The organism is Limimaricola sp. AA108-03 (assembly GCF_050847355.1).
Lineage (GTDB): Bacteria > Pseudomonadota > Alphaproteobacteria > Rhodobacterales > Rhodobacteraceae > Limimaricola.
Genome location: NZ_CP193755.1, coordinates 115,367 through 130,237, shown reverse-complemented (window position 1 = coordinate 130,237; position 14,871 = coordinate 115,367). Strand labels below are relative to the sequence as shown.

General features: G+C 71.2%; 15 protein-coding genes. 3 read left to right on the top strand and 12 right to left on the bottom strand.

Going from position 1 to position 14,871, the window contains the following annotated elements:
• Positions 1-61: 61 nt before the first annotated feature.
• The 11 genes from ACRAQ3_RS00665 to ACRAQ3_RS00615 form a co-directional block, all read right to left on the bottom strand.
• Positions 62-1,189 (bottom strand): sirohydrochlorin chelatase, encoded by a 1,128-nt coding sequence (locus tag ACRAQ3_RS00665; RefSeq protein ID WP_432255321.1) that lies wholly within the window; start codon positions 1,187-1,189, stop codon positions 62-64.
• Positions 1,186-1,410, bottom strand: a complete 225-nt coding sequence (locus ACRAQ3_RS00660) for a DUF6732 family protein (protein ID WP_269395525.1) — start codon at positions 1,408-1,410, stop codon at positions 1,186-1,188. Before ACRAQ3_RS00660 ends, ACRAQ3_RS00665 begins: the two co-directional genes overlap by 4 nt.
• 181 nt (positions 1,411-1,591) lie before the next feature.
• Entirely contained in the window at positions 1,592-2,080 is a 489-nt protein-coding gene (locus ACRAQ3_RS00655) for a hypothetical protein (protein WP_432255320.1), read from the bottom strand.
• A gap of 63 nt (positions 2,081-2,143) precedes the next feature.
• Entirely contained in the window at positions 2,144-4,096 is a 1,953-nt protein-coding gene (gene mutL, locus ACRAQ3_RS00650; RefSeq protein WP_432255319.1) for a DNA mismatch repair endonuclease MutL, read from the bottom strand.
• Between the two features lie 42 nt (positions 4,097-4,138).
• Positions 4,139-5,518, bottom strand: a complete 1,380-nt coding sequence (locus ACRAQ3_RS00645; protein ID WP_432255318.1) for a M16 family metallopeptidase — start codon at positions 5,516-5,518, stop codon at positions 4,139-4,141.
• Entirely contained in the window at positions 5,515-6,879 is a 1,365-nt protein-coding gene (locus ACRAQ3_RS00640) for a M16 family metallopeptidase (RefSeq protein ID WP_432255317.1), read from the bottom strand. Before ACRAQ3_RS00640 ends, ACRAQ3_RS00645 begins: the two co-directional genes overlap by 4 nt.
• An 85-nt stretch (positions 6,880-6,964) precedes the next feature.
• Positions 6,965-7,201, bottom strand: a complete 237-nt coding sequence (locus tag ACRAQ3_RS00635) for a DUF3035 domain-containing protein (protein WP_085895048.1) — start codon at positions 7,199-7,201, stop codon at positions 6,965-6,967.
• 55 nt (positions 7,202-7,256) lie between these two features.
• A complete protein-coding gene (gene lspA, locus ACRAQ3_RS00630) occupies positions 7,257-7,766 on the bottom strand; it encodes a signal peptidase II (RefSeq protein WP_085895049.1) in 510 nt (169 codons plus the stop codon).
• Between the two features lie 10 nt (positions 7,767-7,776).
• Complete coding sequence (gene purH, locus ACRAQ3_RS00625) at positions 7,777-9,363, bottom strand: bifunctional phosphoribosylaminoimidazolecarboxamide formyltransferase/IMP cyclohydrolase (RefSeq protein ID WP_432255316.1); 1,587 nt, start codon at positions 9,361-9,363, stop codon at positions 7,777-7,779.
• A 32-nt stretch (positions 9,364-9,395) separates the two neighbouring features.
• Positions 9,396-11,102 (bottom strand): heparinase II/III family protein, encoded by a 1,707-nt coding sequence (locus ACRAQ3_RS00620; RefSeq protein ID WP_432256308.1) that lies wholly within the window; start codon positions 11,100-11,102, stop codon positions 9,396-9,398.
• A gap of 65 nt (positions 11,103-11,167) precedes the next feature.
• Positions 11,168-12,469, bottom strand: coding sequence for an RsmB/NOP family class I SAM-dependent RNA methyltransferase (locus ACRAQ3_RS00615; protein ID WP_432255315.1), 1,302 nt, complete (start codon positions 12,467-12,469; stop codon positions 11,168-11,170).
• An 85-nt stretch (positions 12,470-12,554) separates the two neighbouring features.
• On the opposite strand from ACRAQ3_RS00615, the gene ACRAQ3_RS00610 reads away from it, so the two are divergent.
• Positions 12,555-12,752, top strand: coding sequence for a DUF1674 domain-containing protein (locus ACRAQ3_RS00610; RefSeq protein ID WP_269395519.1), 198 nt, complete (start codon positions 12,555-12,557; stop codon positions 12,750-12,752).
• Positions 12,753-12,771: 19 nt separating this feature from the next.
• Here ACRAQ3_RS00610 and dapB read toward each other — a convergent pair whose 3' ends face one another.
• Positions 12,772-13,590 carry a 4-hydroxy-tetrahydrodipicolinate reductase gene (dapB, locus tag ACRAQ3_RS00605; protein WP_432255314.1) on the bottom strand — a complete coding sequence of 273 codons (819 nt, stop codon included), beginning with the start codon at positions 13,588-13,590 and terminating at the stop codon, positions 12,772-12,774.
• 86 nt (positions 13,591-13,676) lie between these two features.
• Here dapB and rbfA point away from each other — a divergent pair, with 86 nt between their 5' ends.
• Entirely contained in the window at positions 13,677-14,102 is a 426-nt protein-coding gene (gene rbfA, locus ACRAQ3_RS00600; RefSeq protein WP_085895054.1) for a 30S ribosome-binding factor RbfA, read from the top strand.
• Positions 14,099-14,863 (top strand): phosphodiester glycosidase family protein, encoded by a 765-nt coding sequence (locus ACRAQ3_RS00595; protein ID WP_432255313.1) that lies wholly within the window; start codon positions 14,099-14,101, stop codon positions 14,861-14,863. Before rbfA ends, ACRAQ3_RS00595 begins: the two co-directional genes overlap by 4 nt.
• Positions 14,864-14,871: the final 8 nt, after the last annotated feature.

Genomic DNA, 14,871 nt, shown 5'->3' with positions numbered 1-14,871 from the left:
CAGGCCCTCCCTGCCGCGCGGGGCCGGTCGGCCGCCACGCGTATTTGGAGAATGGTGAAGATCACTTGCGCGACTTCAGCACGCTGAGCGGCCCGAGCGGGTGAGCCGCCTGCGGGTAGGGCGCGTGGTGATGGTCGTGGTCGTGATCATGCCCGTGGTGATGATGGTGGCCATGGTCATGCGCATGGTCGTGCGGCAGCCCATGCGCATGGGCGTGTGCATGGCGCGCCTCGGCATCAAGGCGGCACATTCCCGTGCAGAAATCGGCGCAGAGTTCGCAATCCGCCACGTTGGAGCCCGGCGCGTTCGCGCCCTGCCCCTCGACATGGTGGTGATGGCTTTCCTGCACCGCGCCGACCTCCGCCTCGAAGCCCAGCACCTGTGTGCGGTACTTGCACATGCCGCAGGTGGGCGGGACCACCTCGCCGACCAGTTCGGTGACGCGCTCGGAGAAGGTGCCCAGCACCTCGGGATGGTCGCCCAAATAGCCCGCCTTGACGAATTCCAGCTCGGGATGCGCCTCGGCCACCTGGTCGGTGAAGCCGTAGATGCGGTCGATCAGGATGCCGGAGAACAGGAAATAGGGGAACACCACGACCCGGCGATAGCCGAGCCGCGCCACGTGTTCGAGGCAGGGCTCCACCAGCGGGAAGGTGACGCCGGAATAGCCGGTCTCGCACCAGCCGAAGCCCATTCCCTCCCACAGGAGCCGCGCGATCTTGGCGACGTTGCCGTTGGCGTCGGGGTCGGAGGCGCCGCGGCCGATCACCACGAGGCAGGTCTCGTGCATCGGCACGTCGGAAGGATTGGCGTCGAGCGCGGCCTGGATGCGGTCGGCGGCGGCGGCGACCATGCGCGGATCGACCCCGAGTTCGCGGCCATAGATGATCTCGATGCCGTGCTTGGCGGCATAGGTGTTGAGCACGGTCGGGATGTCGTTCTTGGCATGCATCGCCGCGAACAGCATGCCGGGCACCGCGAGGATGCGCGTGCAGCCCTGCTCGCGCAGCCGGTCGAGCCCGTCGCGGATCACCGGGTTGGCGAATTCGAGATAGCCGTATTCCACCGGCCAGTCGGGCGGCAGCAGCGCCGGCAGCTTTTCCGCCAGCACCGCGAATTCGTCCACCGCCGACTGGCTGCGCGAGCCATGGCCGCAGATCATCACGCCGGTCTTGGGCGCGGCGCTCATGCCTCGGCCTCGTCGCCTTGCGGCTCCGCGTCATGCGCCTCGTCCGTTTCCTTGCGCCCGCCCTTGAGCGCGCCCCACAGCCCCAGCGCGATCGCGAGGCCGATCGCCGCGCCGGCGACCCAGTGATCGTGTCCGGCGAGGCCGGCCATGTGTCCGGGATGGGCGAACGCCATACCGGGCGCGGCCATGAGGGCGGTGGTCGGCAGGAGGATGTGGCGCATCGCGGACCTCTCGATCTGGCAATGGCCGGCGCCCGCCGCATCATGCGGCGGATCTAGGACGACGTGGCGCTCCGGTCCCCTGTCTGGGTCGACCCCCGCACCACCGACCGTTCCGGCCACTTCGGGCTTCGTCGGTCCCCTCCATAGCCGGGCGACGGCGCGGGCGAAACCCCCGGATGCGTCACTTCAGGGGAATGTCCCGACGCTGGGCGATGTAACCGATGGCGGGAAAATGCTCCCAGGCCAGCGGCGCCTGCAGCGCGGCCATCTTGCCGCCGCCATGGGTGACGAAGCCGTCGCCGCCGGTCATCAGGTGAAAGCTCACCCCATGCGTGCCGCTCACCACGTAGGTGTCGCCCGCCTTGGACAGCTGCGCCGGCCGGCCGTTGACGCAGATCGCCCGACCCTGCTGGCATGGGATCAGCCGCCATGTCGCCATGTCGCCCCGCGCATCGGCGCTGATCACCGAGACCGGGCCCTTCTGGAAGGGAGATTCGGTGTATTCGGGCTCGAACGGGTCGGGCTCGGGCAGCACTCGGACCGGTGCCGTGGGCGGCGAGATCGGTAGAGGTTCGACCGAAGCCAGAAGCGGCATCACCACCGGCTTCACCTCGGCGCAGCCCGCCAGCAGGGCCGCCGCCAAGGCCGCCCCCGTCATCGAAAATCGCATCGCACCACTCCTCTTGCCGCCTTACCGATCACGTAGCCGTGAGACAGCGCAAGACAAGCGCCTTCACCGTCGCCCGAACAGCTTCTCTATATCCGACAGACGCAGTTCCACATAGGTCGGACGCCCGTGGTTGCATTGGCCGGAGCCGGGTGTGGCCTCCATCTCACGCAGGAGCGCGTTCATCTCCTCGGCCCGCATCCGGCGGCCCGAGCGGACCGAGCCGTGGCAGGCGACCCGGCTCAGGATCGCGTCGAGCCGCGCCGGCAGCGCGGTGGAGGCGTCGAGATCCTCCAACTCGTCGAGGATGTCGCGCAGCAGCGCCGCCGCGTCGATCCGGCCGAGGATCGCCGGGGTTTCGCGCACCGCCACCGTGCCCGGCCCAAAGGCCTCGATGGTCAGGCCGAGCTTCGACAACTCGTCGGAAGCCTCGAGCAGCCGCGCCGCGCCGGCGCCGAGATCGACGATCTCGGGCACCAGCAGCGCCTGGGCCGCGACGCCGGCCTCGGCCATCTGCCGCTTCAGCCGCTCATAGACCAGACGCTCATGCGCGGCGTGCTGATCGACCAGCACCATGCCGGTCTCGGTCTGCGCGACGATCCAGTTGCCGTGCAGCTGCGCGCGAGCGGCGCCGAGCGGCAGCGTCTCCGCCTCCGCCCCCTCATCGGGCTCGACCCGCGCCGACGGCGCCTCGGTGCCGGGCAGCCGCGCGGGCGACGCGGGCGGCGCCGTCTCGAAGCCGAAGCTCGACTCGGCCATGCCCGGGGCCTGCCCCTGCCGCGCCACCTGCATCGCCCGCATCGAGGGGCGGTCCATCTGGTAGATCCGGACCGGGCTGGCGGCATCGCGCCCGGGCCGGTCCTCCTCGTCGATCAGGCCGCCGGCATCGCCGGCCTCCCCCCGCTGCGCCGCCGCGCCGGGGCGCATCAGCCCTAGCGTTTCGGTAGCGACGGTGGTCGAGGCGCGGTGCCCCGCGCCCGACAGCGCCGCGCGCAGGGTCGAAACGATCAGCCCGCGCACCGCCTGCGGGTCACGGAACCGCACCTCGGACTTGGCGGGGTGCACGTTGACGTCGACGAGGTGCGGCTCGCATTCGACGAAGAGCGCGGCGGCGGGAAAGCGGTCGCGCGACAGGTAATCCATATAGGCCGCACGCAGCGCCCCGGTGAGCTGGCGGTCGGTGACCGGGCGACCGTTGACGAAGACATGCTGGCTCACCCCGGCGCCACGCGAATAGGTCGGCAGCGCCGCGAAACCGGTCAGGTGCAACCCCTCGCGGCTGCCATCCACGGGGAGCGCGTTGTCGTGGAATTCGCGCCCCAGAATGGCGGCAAGGCGATTGCCCAGAGCCTCGACCGGATCGCCAGTCTCGGCATCGACGCGAAAGATCTCGCGGTCGCGCCCCTCGGTGGCGTCGCGCAAGCTGAAGGCGACATGCGGCTCGGCCATGGCCAATCGGCGCAGCGCCTCGGCCAGCGCCTGTCCCTCGGCCCGGTCCGAGCGCATGAATTTGAGCCGGGCCGGCGTCGCATGGAACAGGTCGCGCAGCTCGACCACGGTGCCGCGATCGAGCGCGGCGGGCGTCACCGGTCCCAGCCGCCCGCCCTCGACCCGGATCGCCGCCGCCTCGAAACCGGCGGCGCGCGAGGTCAGGGTGAGCCGCCCCACCGCACCGAGCGATGCCAGCGCCTCGCCGCGAAAGCCGAAGGAGTGGATCGCCAGAAGGTCGGAGCCGTCGATCTTCGACGTGGCGTGGCGCGCCAGTGCCAGCGGCAGCTCTTCGGGGGTCATGCCGCAGCCGTCGTCCTTGACGCGGATCAGACGCTTGCCGCCCGCGGCGATGGTGACCTCGATACGTCGCGCCCCGGCGTCGAGCGCGTTCTCGACCAGTTCCTTGACCGCCGAGGCCGGGCGTTCGACCACCTCGCCCGCGGCGATGCGGTTGATCGCCGCCTCGTCGAGCTGGCGGATCACCGGGCGCGCGGGCGGAGTCGGGCTGGAAGCGTCGTTCAGGGTCATGGAGCCAAGCCTAGCACGCGCGCGCCAGGCTCCGCGAGGGGCTCACTCGGCCGGCAGCGCGACCTCGGGCAGCGTCACCCGCGGCCGGGCAGCGGCCTCGGCTTCGCCCAGCCCCTCGGGGCGGCCCACCACCACGAAATGCAGCGCTTCGGGATCGACCAGCTCGCGCGCCACGCGGTTCACCTCCTCCAGCGTCACCGCCTCGATGAAGGCGTTGCGCTCGGTGACGTAGCTCTGCGGCAACCCGGTGACCTGCATGCCGACGAGGATCTCGGCGATCGGGCCGTTGCCGTCGAAGCGCAGCGGGTACTCGCCGGTGAGATAGGTCTTGGCGTCGTCGAGTTCGGTCTGCGTGACGCCCTCCGCCGCGATCCGGGCCCATTCCTCGCGGATCACCTCGATCGCCCGCGCCATCCGGTCGTTGGCCGAGGCCACCGAACCGATCCAGAACTCGGCATTCTCCAGTGGCACCAGATCGGTGCTGACGCCGTAGGTAAGGCCGCGCTTCTCGCGCAGCTCGGTCATCAGCCGGCTTTCGAAGCCGCCGCCGCCGAGGATGTGATTGAGCACGTAGGCCGCGAAGAAATCCTCGTCCTCGCGCTTGAGCCCCCTTTGGCCGAACAGCGCCACCGATTGCGGCGAGGGGTAGTCGATCACGTCGATTCCGCCCGAGAGCCCGAAATCGACATGGCCGGGCAGCTCCGGACCGCTGGCGGGCAGATCGCCCAGCAGCTCGTCGAGGAGCGCGCCGAGTTCATCGGGGGTGATGTCGCCCACCGCGCCGACATGCACGCCCTCGCGGGTCAGGGCCGCCTCGTGTGCCGCCACGAGATCCTCGCGGGTCAGCGCCGCGACGCTCTCGGCCGTGCCGTTGTCGGGCCGGCCATAGGGGTGATCGCCGAAGGCCGCCTCGTAGAAGGCGCGCCCGGCGATGCGGTTGGGGTTCTGCGCATCCTGTCGCAGGATCGACTGCACCTGCCCGCGCACCCGCTCGATGGCCTCGGGATCGAACCGCGGCTCCACCAGCGCGGCGCGCAGCAGATCGACCGCCGCGTCGCGGTTCTCGCTGAGCATCTTGGCCGAGACCGAAAGCGTGTCGGCGCCAACATCGAAGCCGAACTGCGCTGCGAGATCCTCGCGTGCGGCCTGAAAGGCGCGAGCATCCATCCCGGCCGCGCCTTCCTCGAGAAGCCCGGTCATCAGGTTCACCGCGCCGAGGCTGTCGGGATCATCGAGACCGGTGCCGCCTTCGAAGCGGATTTCCAGGGCGGTGAAGGGGATCGAGTGATCCTCCACCAGCCATGCCTCGATCCCGCCCGGCGAGGTCACCTCCTGGATCTCGATCTCGGCCCGGGCCAGCCCGGCGAGCCCCATGAGCAGCGCCGCGCCCAGGCTCATCTTCGTGCAGATGTTGCGGATCATTCGTCTGCCTCCTCGCGGCTCGGAACCACGATCATGGTGACACTGCGATCGGGGTCGAACAGCTCGCGCCCGGCCGCGACGACATCCTCGGCCTCGACCGATTGCAGGATCTCGGGCCAGGCCTGCACGTCTTCGACGGTGAGGCCCTGGCTCAGCGCCGCGCCGTAGCGCCGCGCCAGCCCCTCGACCGAATCGCGGGCATAGATCTCGGAGGCACCGATCTGGGTGCGGATGCGCTGCATCTGCGCCGGTGTCGGGCCGGTCTCCAGAAATGCCTCCACCGCCGCGTCGAGCGCCGCCTCGGCGTCGTCGAGCGATACGCCGGGCTTGGGCACCACCGACAGCGAGAAGGTGGTGTCATCAAGCGACATGCCGTCATAGCCGGCCCCGGCATGCAGCGCGATGTCCTGCTCGAACACCAGTTCCTCGCCCAGCACCGAAGTGAAGGAAGAGCCGCCGAGAATCTCGGCCAGGAAGGTCAGCGCCGCCGCCTTCTCCTGCGCGCCCGAATCGCGCTCGGGCGCGAGATAGCTGCGCACGAGATAGGGTTGCGACACCCGCTCGTCGGCATAGCTGAGGCGCCGCGCGGCGCGCTGCGGCGGCTCCTGCGGGCGCGCCCGCTCGGGCAGGTCGGGCTCGGCCGGGATCGGGCCGTAATGCTCCTCGGCCAGCGCCAGCACGTCCTCGGGCTCGACATCCCCCGCCACCACGAGGATCGCGGCGTTGGGCGAGTAATAGGTCTCGTAGAAGTCGCGTACCTCTTCGCGGCCCAGCCCCTCGATCTCGTGCATCCAGCCGATCACCGGAGCGCCATAGGGGTGGTTGAGATACTGCGCCGCGGTCATCTGCTCGCGCGCCAGCGCGCCGGGGCTGCTTTCGGTGCGCTGGTTGCGCTCCTCGATGATCACCTGCCGCTCGGTCTCGATATCCTCGTCGGTCAGCCGCAGATCGTTCATCCGCTCGGCTTCCATCTCCATCATCAGCGGCAGCCGGTCGGCCGCGACGCGCTGGAAATAGGCGGTGTAGTCGGTCGAGGTGAAGGCGTTGTCGGAGCCGCCATTGGCGGCGACCGTGGCCGAGAACTCGCCCGCTTCGAGATCGTCGGTGGCCTTGAACAGCAGGTGTTCGAGGAAATGCGCGACACCGGAGGCGCCCTGCGGCTCGTCGGCGGAACCGGTGCGGTACCACAGCATCTGGGTGACCACGGGGGCGCGGTGATCCTCGATCACCACCACCTCGAGGCCGTTGTCGAGGGTGTAGGTCGTCACCGCGTCATCCGGCGCCGCCACGGGGGCGGCTTCCTGCGCCGAAGCGGGCAGTGCCAGAATGAGAGGGGCGGCCAAAGCCAGTCTGCGCAGCATGAAGTGCCTCCTTCGCTGCGCTCAACCTACGATGCAGCGCCGCCACCGCAAGCGTTGCCACGGCTTCGTGAGCCGCCGCGAGCGCTCAGAAAGGCGGCTGCAGCGCCGTCTGGGCGGCGCGGGCGCGCAGCGCGATCTCGGCGGGGGCCGGATCGGCACGGTTCGGCGTGCCCGGCGCCGGTTCCGGCAGGTCGAGCCGCGCCGGGACCTCGAGCGGCTGCTGCGGGACCACGGTGGTGGGATCCGGCCCGGCCGGGCCGTCGCCACCGCCGCAGGCCGCGAGTGTCAGCGCGGCCAATCCCGCCGCCAGAGCCAGTCGCATCAGTCGTCCCCGTCTTCTTGTCCGATCAACTGCCTAGCGCATGACGCGATCCGGGTCACGGGCTCTTTGCCCCGCGCCGGCGCGTCGGGCCGGAACGTCGCTCCGGCCCCGCCTTGTCGCCGCCGAACAGCACCAGCCCCACGGCGCCCAGGAAGATCGCGATATCGGCGATGTTGAAGGCATAGGGATTCTCGATGCCGCAGCAGCTCACATTCAGAAAATCCGCCACCGCGCCGTAGAGCACCCGGTCGATCACGTTGCCCAACGCGCCGCCCACCAGCAGCCCGGCCGAGAACCGCGCCAGCCAGCTGCCGCCGTCGCGGGCGATCCAGGCCAGCACCGCCGCCGAGATGGCCAGCGCCAGCCCGACCAGCACCCAGCGCATGTCGAACCCGGCGAAGAGGCCGAAATTGACGCCCCGGTTCCAGGCCATGCGAAAGCTCAGGATGCCGGGGATCACCTCCATCTGGAGCCGCTCCATCAGCCCGAGCGCGTGTACCACCAGGTATTTCGTCGCCTGATCGGCGAGAAACACCCAGAAGCCGGTCCAGAGGGTCAGTCGCACCGCGCGCTCCTCAGTGCCGGAAGTGGCGCATGCCGGTCAGCACCATCGCCAGCCCCGCCGCGTCGGCCGCGGCGATCACCTCGTCGTCGCGCATCGAGCCGCCGGGCTGGATCACCGCCGTCACGCCCGCGCCCGCCGCCTCCATGAGACCGTCAGCGAATGGGAAGAAGGCGTCGGAGGCCACCACCGAGCCCTTGGCCGGGCTCTCGGAGAGGCCCAGCGCCTCGCCCATGCGACCAGCCTTGGCCGCCGCAATCAGCGCCGAATCGAGCCGGCTCATCTGGCCTGCGCCGACGCCGACGGTCTGGCCGCCCTTGGCATAGACGATGGCGTTCGACTTCACGTGGCGCGCCACGGTCCAGGCGAACATCAGGTCGTCCAGCTCCTGCGCCGAGGGCGCGCGCTTGGTCACCACCTTGAGGTCGTCGCGCGACACGAAGCCCGAATCCTGGTCCTGCACCAGAAGACCGCCCGCTACCTGCCGGAAGGCCAGGCGGGGGGCGCGCGGATCGGGCAGCGCCTCGGTCACCAGAAGCCGCAGGTTCTTCTTGGCGGCGAAGACGGCGCGGGCGTCGTCATCGGCACCCGGCGCGATCACCACCTCGGTGAAAATCTTGGCGATCTCCTCCGCCGTCGCCCCGTCGAGCGGGCGGTTCAGCGCGACGATGCCGCCGAAGGCCGAGGTGCGGTCGCAGTCGAAGGCCCGCGCATAGGCCTCCCTGAGCGAGCCGCCGGTGGCGACGCCGCAGGGGTTGGCGTGCTTGATGATCGCGCAGGCGGGCTGGTCGCCGCCGAATTCGGCCACCAGCTCGTAGGCCGCGTCGGTGTCGTTGATGTTGTTGTAGCTCAGCTCCTTGCCCTGGATCTGCCGCGCGGTGGCGACGCCGGGGCGGTTCGAGCCGTCGGTGTAGAAGGCCGCGTTCTGATGCGGGTTCTCGCCGTAGCGCAGCGTCTGGGCGAGCGTGCCGGCAAGGGCGCGGCGGCGCGGCGCGGCCTCGCCGATGGCCGAGGCCATCCAGGTCGAGACGGCGGCGTCATAGGCGGCGGTGCGGGCATAGGCGGTCTGAGCGAGCCGCTTGCGGAAGGCCAAGTCGGTCTGGCCGTCGTTGCTTTCGAGCTCCGACAGCAGCGCCTCGTAATCCTCGACATCCGTCACCACGCAGACATCGGCGTGGTTCTTGGCGGCGGCGCGGATCATCGCCGGTCCGCCGATGTCGATGTTCTCGATGCAGTCGTCGTAATCGCCGCCCTTCGCCACCGTCTCCTCGAACGGGTAGAGGTTGACCACCAGCAGGTCGATCGCCGGGATGCCATGCTCCTGCATCGCCGCGACATGACCCTCGTCCGAACGCACCGCCAGCAGGCCGCCATGCACCTTGGGGTGCAGCGTCTTGACGCGGCCGTCCATCATCTCGGGAAAGCCGGTGATCTCGGCCACGTCCCGGACGGGCAGCCCCGCATCGCGCAGCGCCTTGGCGGAGCCGCCGGTCGAGAGCAGCTCGACGCCGCGCGCATCGAGCGCCCGGGCGAGGTCCACGAGGCCGGTCTTGTCGGAAACGGAGAGCAGCGCGCGGCGCAGCGGGGCAAGCGAGGTCATGGGTCGTCCTTCCTGGTCCTGGTCCGCGGGACTCATGCCGGATCGTCCTCCCCGCGCCACAGGTCGCGCGGGGCCGGCACGCCGTCGCCCATTCGGACGAGCGACCAGCGGACGAGCGTCGCATAGGCCATCGCGCGACCGGATAAAACCACCTGTTGCGTCGGCACGGGTCTGGGACGGCTCTTTTCGAGATAGACCGACGGCGCCAGCGCCAGCCGCGCGCCGCCGTCATGCGCCAGCCGCCAGACCTCGCCCGAGCGCAGCCGCAACAGCGCCGATGTCGCCTGCGCGTCAAGCTCGGGCGCCACGTCGGGATGCAGGTGGAACCGGATCACGAAGGAAACGCCCGGATCGCGCCCGGCATGGCTCGCGGCATCGAAGGCGCGCTCGTCGGCCGGGCCCAGCGTGGTCAGCAGGTCCTCGCCCACCAGCGCGCCGCCATCGCGATCGAGGCCGAGCCTGCGGTCATGGGTCAGCCCGAACCCCGCGCGCCAGGCGTCGTGGCTGGCCTCGATTCGCTGCAGCCCGTCGGCATCGGTCCGGTGCGACAGCACCTCTCGCGGCCCCTCGACCAGCGGCTCGGCGCCATCCGCGCCGCGGCCCAGCCGGGCCGACGAGAGCCCTTCGAGGCAGAGCGTCGAATGCGACAGCGTGGCCCGTCCCGCGCGGCGCCAGTCCGGCCCGTGATGCAGCCCCGAGCCGCAATTCACGATCAGAGGTCGACGGCCGCAGGTCATCTCGAAGGCCAGGGTCGAGGCATGCGCCCCCGTCGCGCGCGGGCCGCTGGGCGGCTTGGCCGCATCCAGCAGCACGGTGCTGCGGCCCACCGCGAGGCGCGCATAGCCCATGCAGGACCCGCTGAGCGGCGGCACGCCGGGACCGCCGGCCCGGGCCAGTGCCCGGTCGAGCCGCCCCGGCGCGCCGCGGCCGCCGCCATGAAACCGCGCCAGCCCGCCATCGGCATGGCGCAGCGCCCGCAACAGCGGCGCGATGCGGTTGATGGCGTTGCGATGCTCGGGCGTCGTGTCCGGGCCGAGGATCGCGGCCGCCTCGCCCAGCGCGCAGAACAGGTCAAGGAGCGCCTCGGGCGCCCGCGAGGCGATGCCGCCGTCGGGACCGACCGCCTCGGCGACCGCGCGCGCCAAGGCCGCGGCGCGCTGCGTCGGCTGGCGCGGCTCGCCATGCAACGCCGTCTCGGCCCAGAGCAGCGCCGTGAGCGCCGCGATCCGCTCCGGCGCGCCCGAGGCCCGGGACCAGTGCCGCGCCAGCCAGCGCGACTGCAGCGACAGGCTGCGCAGGAAGCTCGGCATGTCGGCCCGGGGCGAGGCCGCTTCGCTCAGCCAGCCGGCCTGCGCCACCCAGCGCGACAGCCGCGCCGCCGTGGCCTCGGGTGTCCATCCCGAACCGCGCCCGTCCCCGTAGCGGGCGATCCAATCAAGAAGCCAGCTCCAGGCGAGATCGCGCGCCACCGGGCCGCCAAGGCTGGACAGGTCATCGATCCAGCCGAAGCGATGCAGCGCCGCGCCCTGCGGATCGGTATCGGGGCCCAGCGCCCAGATCGAGCGGTCCCCGGCCTCGACCAGCTGCCCGGCGCGGTGGTGCCGTCCCGCCAAAAGGTCGCGGCCGCGCGCGGGAGCGCCGAAGCCGTCCGGTTCGGCGAGGCGCGCCAAGGCGTCCGGCACCGGGGCGCGCGCATCCGCGCGCCACCTCAGGCGCTCCAACCCCCAGATCCGCTGCATGACCGCCACCGGCCGCCTCCCCCGCCCCGCATCCGGGCCATGCTAGAGCCGGGACCCCGCGCTTGTCACCCGTCGCGCGCGCCCGGTCGCAGGCAGGCGATGAAGAAGCCGTCCATGCCGCCCCGCTCGGCCCAGAAATCCGGCCTGAGCCGCAGCCCCTCCGGCCCGATCCAGTCCGGCGCGATGCCGGGCCTTGCCAGCACCTCCCGGTCGTTGACCAGCCCCGGATGCCGCGCCAGCGCCTCCTCGACCTGCACCTCGCCCTCGTCGGGCAGCAGCGAGCAGGTGCAGAAGACCAGCCGCCCGCCGGGCTTCAAGAGCCCCAGCGCGTGATCGATCATCTCCGCCTGTAGCGCGATCAGCGCGCCGAACTCCGAGCCGTCCTTGGCGTGCGGCAAGTCCGGATGACGGCGGATCGTGCCCGTGGCCGAACAGGGTGCATCCAGAAGGATCGCATCGAAGCCGGTCTCGTCGAACTCCAGCGCGTCGGCCTGCACCACGCGCGCCGCAAGCCCGGTGCGGTCGAGATTCTCGCGCAGCCGCGCCAGCCGCGCCTCGGAGAGGTCGAGCGCCGTGACATCGGCGCCGGTCGCGGCGATCTGCATCGTCTTGCCGCCCGGCGCGGCGCACAGGTCGAGAACCCGCTCGCCCGGCCGGGCATCGAGCACGCGCGCCGCCACTGCGGCGGCGGCGTCCTGCACCCACCATTCGCCCGCGGCGAAGCCCGGCAGCGCCGAGACCTGCCCGGCTTCGCGCAGCCGGATCGAGCCGGTGGGCAGCAGTTCGCCGCCCAGCGTCGCGGCCAGCGCCGCCGCGTCACCCTTCGCCGTCAGGTCGAGCGGCGGGACCTGCGCCTGCACCGCCTCCATCGCCTCGACCGGCTTGCGGCCCCAAGCCTCGACCAGCGGACCGCGCAGCCAGTTCGGCAGCTTTGGCGCCGGCAGCCTGGCCCATGCCTCGGCCGGCTGCTCGCCGATCTTGCGCAACACCGCGTTGACGAGGCCCTTGTAGCTCTGGGTGCGCTTGCCCTTGGACATGATCTGCACCATGGCGTTGACGACGCCATGCGCCGCGGCACCCTCCATGATCTCGACCGCGCCGAGGCGCAGCGCGTTGCGCACCGCGAGTGGCGGTTGTTTCACGAGAAACGGCTTGAGGGCCCGGTCGGCGCGCGGCAACTGCCGCAGCACCTGGGTGGCAAGACGCTGGGCACGGGCGCGATCTGGGGGCGACAGCCGCTCCAACGCCCCGGCGGCGATGCTCTCCGACAGCAGCCGCTGCGCGCCCATCGCCTGCTCGATGAGATGCAGGGCCGCGCGGCGCGCGGCGATGCCGTCGTCTGGGGACGTGGCGCGGGCTTGGGTCATGGCGGGTCCGGGGCTTGTTGGAGACGCATCAGCACGTATATCCCAAGCATCCGCCGCACAAGCGCCGCCCCCGAGGAGAGCCGCCATGGCCGACGACAGCCCGACCCCCGACATGCCCGCCGACCTGCCGCCTGCCGCGCAGCGGGCACTGGAGGAAGCTCGCGCCCGGCGCGCGGCGCTCGACGACGCGGCGAAGCTGCCGACCGAGCTCGGCGGCCGCGACGGCCCCGAGCCGGTGCGCTATGGCGACTGGGAAAAGCAGGGCCTCGCCATCGACTTCTGACGGCGCGGCTCCTGAGGGCTCAGCGATCGAGGCCCAGCACGTCGATCATGTCGTAATGGCCCGGCGAGCGCCCCTGCCCCCAGAGCGCGGCCCGCACCGCGCCGCGGGCGAAGATCATCCGGTCGGTCGCCATGTGCCGCAGCACGATGCGCTCGCCCTGACCGGCGAAGATCACGTCGTGCTCGCCGACGATGTCGCCGCCGCGAATCGCCGAAAAGCCGATACGCCCCTCGACCCGCGCGCCGGTGATGCCGTCGCGGCCCCGGTCGGCGACATCCGACAGCTTGACACCGCGCCCCTCGGCCGCCGCTTCGCCCAGCATCAGGGCGGTGCCGGAGGGGGCATCGGCCTTGAGGTTGTGATGCGCCTCGACCACCTCGATGTCCCAGCCCTCCTCCAGCGCCGCCGCGACCATCTTGGTCAGGCCGGTCAGGAGGTTCACCCCGAGGCTCATGTTGCCGGCGCGCACCTGCACCGAATGCCGCGCCGCCGGGACCAGCCGCTCGAGTTGGCCCGCGTCGAAGCCGGTGGTGCCGATCACGTGCACCGCGCGGGCCTGCGCCGCGAGATGCGCCACCTCCAGCGTGGTTTCGGGGGTGGTGAAGTCGATCACCGCCTGCGCGCGCGCCATCGCCTCGAGCGGATCGTCCGAGACGGTGACGCCCATGGCGGGCCCGCCCATGGCATGGCCGACATCCTGGCCCACCCAGTCATGGCCCGCGCGCACCACCGCGCCGGCGAGCCGCGCCCGGTCGCTGTCGCAGACGGCCTGCACGAGCATCCGGCCCATCCGGCCCGCCGCCCCCATGATCACGATTCCCGGTGCCGTCTCGGTCATGCGCCTGTCCCCTTGCTGTGCCGCCCCTTCCTCGCCCGCGCCGCGCCCGCTTGGCAAGCCCGGCCGCGGAGACTAGATGGTGCGGCATGAGCAAAACCCGCGCCTCCGAACCCCGTGGCCCGTCGCAGCGCCAGCTGCGCGTGGGCGAACTGATCCGCCGCAGCCTCTCCGAGCTGCTGAGCCGCGGCGACCTGCACGAACCCGAGCTGTCGGCGATGTCGATCACCGTGGGCGAGGTCCGGGCCACGCCCGACCTGAAGCGCGCCACCTGCTTCGTGCTGCCGCTGGGCGGCGGCGACGAGACGGTGATGCTGGACGCGCTGCGCCGCGCCAAGCCCGAGATCCGGCATCAGCTGGCCCGGACCATGAAGCTCAAGCACGCGCCGGACCTGAAATTCGAGATCGACCGTACCTTCGACCGGATGGACGAGACGCGTCGCCTGCTCTCGGACGAGAAGGTCCGCCGCGACGTCGAAGCCGCGCGCGACGCGACGGAGGGGGACGGGGAATGATCCCCCGTCTGGCGCTGGCCACCCTTGGTCTCGGCGCGGCCTGCGCCCTGCCGGTGCCGTCGCAGGCGGCGGCTTGCGAGGACGTCGATTACGAGGGGCTGTCCTACACGATCTGCGAGGTCGATCCGGCGAGTGACGACCTGCGGCTGTTCCTCACCGACGGCAATGGCGGCCTCTATGGCAGCTTTCAGGCGATCGACCGCGAGATCGACGGCGAGGCGCTGGTCTTCGCGATGAACGCCGGCATGTATCACCCCGATCGCCGCCCGGTGGGCCAGTATCTCGAGAATGGCGAAGAGGTGATGCGCCTTGTCACCAATGCGGGACCCGGCAATTTCGGCATGCTGCCCAACGGCGTGTTCTGCATCAACGACGACACGGCGCAGGCGATCGAAACCCTGCGCTACGAGCGCGAGGCGCCCGAATGCCGCTACGCCACGCAATCGGGGCCGATGCTGGTGATCGACGGCGAACTGCACCCGCGATTCCTGCCCGAAAGCACCTCCCGCAACATCCGCAACGGCGTCGGCACCACCGATTCCGGTGATCGCGCCGTTTTCGCCATCGCCAACCAGCCGGTGACCTTCCACGAGTTCGGCTCGTTCTTCCGCGACCATCTGGAGCTGCCGCAGGCGCTCTATTTCGACGGCAATGTCAGCCGGCTGCACGCGCCGGGGCTGGGCCGCTCGGATTTCGGCTTCGCGATGGGGCCGATCGTCGGGGTGCTGGCCCCCGTTGACGAGGCACGTCCCGACGGCTAGGCCGCGCG

Bases quoted from the DNA above. Each gene is read 5' to 3' on its own strand.
- dapB (WP_432255314.1), bottom strand. From the start codon at position 13,590: ATGACCGAGACGGCACCGGGAATCGTGATCATGGGGGCGGCGGGCCGG.
- ACRAQ3_RS00655 (WP_432255320.1), bottom strand. From the start codon at position 2,080: ATGCGATTTTCGATGACGGGGGCGGCCTTGGCGGCGGCCCTGCTGGCG.
- mutL (WP_432255319.1), bottom strand. From the start codon at position 4,096: ATGACCCTGAACGACGCTTCCAGCCCGACTCCGCCCGCGCGCCCGGTG.
- purH (WP_432255316.1), bottom strand. From the start codon at position 9,363: ATGACCTCGCTTGCCCCGCTGCGCCGCGCGCTGCTCTCCGTTTCCGAC.
- ACRAQ3_RS00595 (WP_432255313.1), top strand. From the start codon at position 14,099: ATGATCCCCCGTCTGGCGCTGGCCACCCTTGGTCTCGGCGCGGCCTGC.
- ACRAQ3_RS00665 (WP_432255321.1), bottom strand. From the start codon at position 1,189: ATGAGCGCCGCGCCCAAGACCGGCGTGATGATCTGCGGCCATGGCTCG.
- ACRAQ3_RS00615 (WP_432255315.1), bottom strand. From the start codon at position 12,469: ATGACCCAAGCCCGCGCCACGTCCCCAGACGACGGCATCGCCGCGCGC.
- ACRAQ3_RS00640 (WP_432255317.1), bottom strand. From the start codon at position 6,879: ATGCTGCGCAGACTGGCTTTGGCCGCCCCTCTCATTCTGGCACTGCCC.
- ACRAQ3_RS00660 (WP_269395525.1), bottom strand. From the start codon at position 1,410: ATGCGCCACATCCTCCTGCCGACCACCGCCCTCATGGCCGCGCCCGGT.
- ACRAQ3_RS00610 (WP_269395519.1), top strand. From the start codon at position 12,555: ATGGCCGACGACAGCCCGACCCCCGACATGCCCGCCGACCTGCCGCCT.
- ACRAQ3_RS00645 (WP_432255318.1), bottom strand. From the start codon at position 5,518: ATGATCCGCAACATCTGCACGAAGATGAGCCTGGGCGCGGCGCTGCTC.
- ACRAQ3_RS00635 (WP_085895048.1), bottom strand. From the start codon at position 7,201: ATGCGACTGGCTCTGGCGGCGGGATTGGCCGCGCTGACACTCGCGGCC.
- rbfA (WP_085895054.1), top strand. From the start codon at position 13,677: ATGAGCAAAACCCGCGCCTCCGAACCCCGTGGCCCGTCGCAGCGCCAG.
- ACRAQ3_RS00620 (WP_432256308.1), bottom strand. From the start codon at position 11,102: ATGCAGCGGATCTGGGGGTTGGAGCGCCTGAGGTGGCGCGCGGATGCG.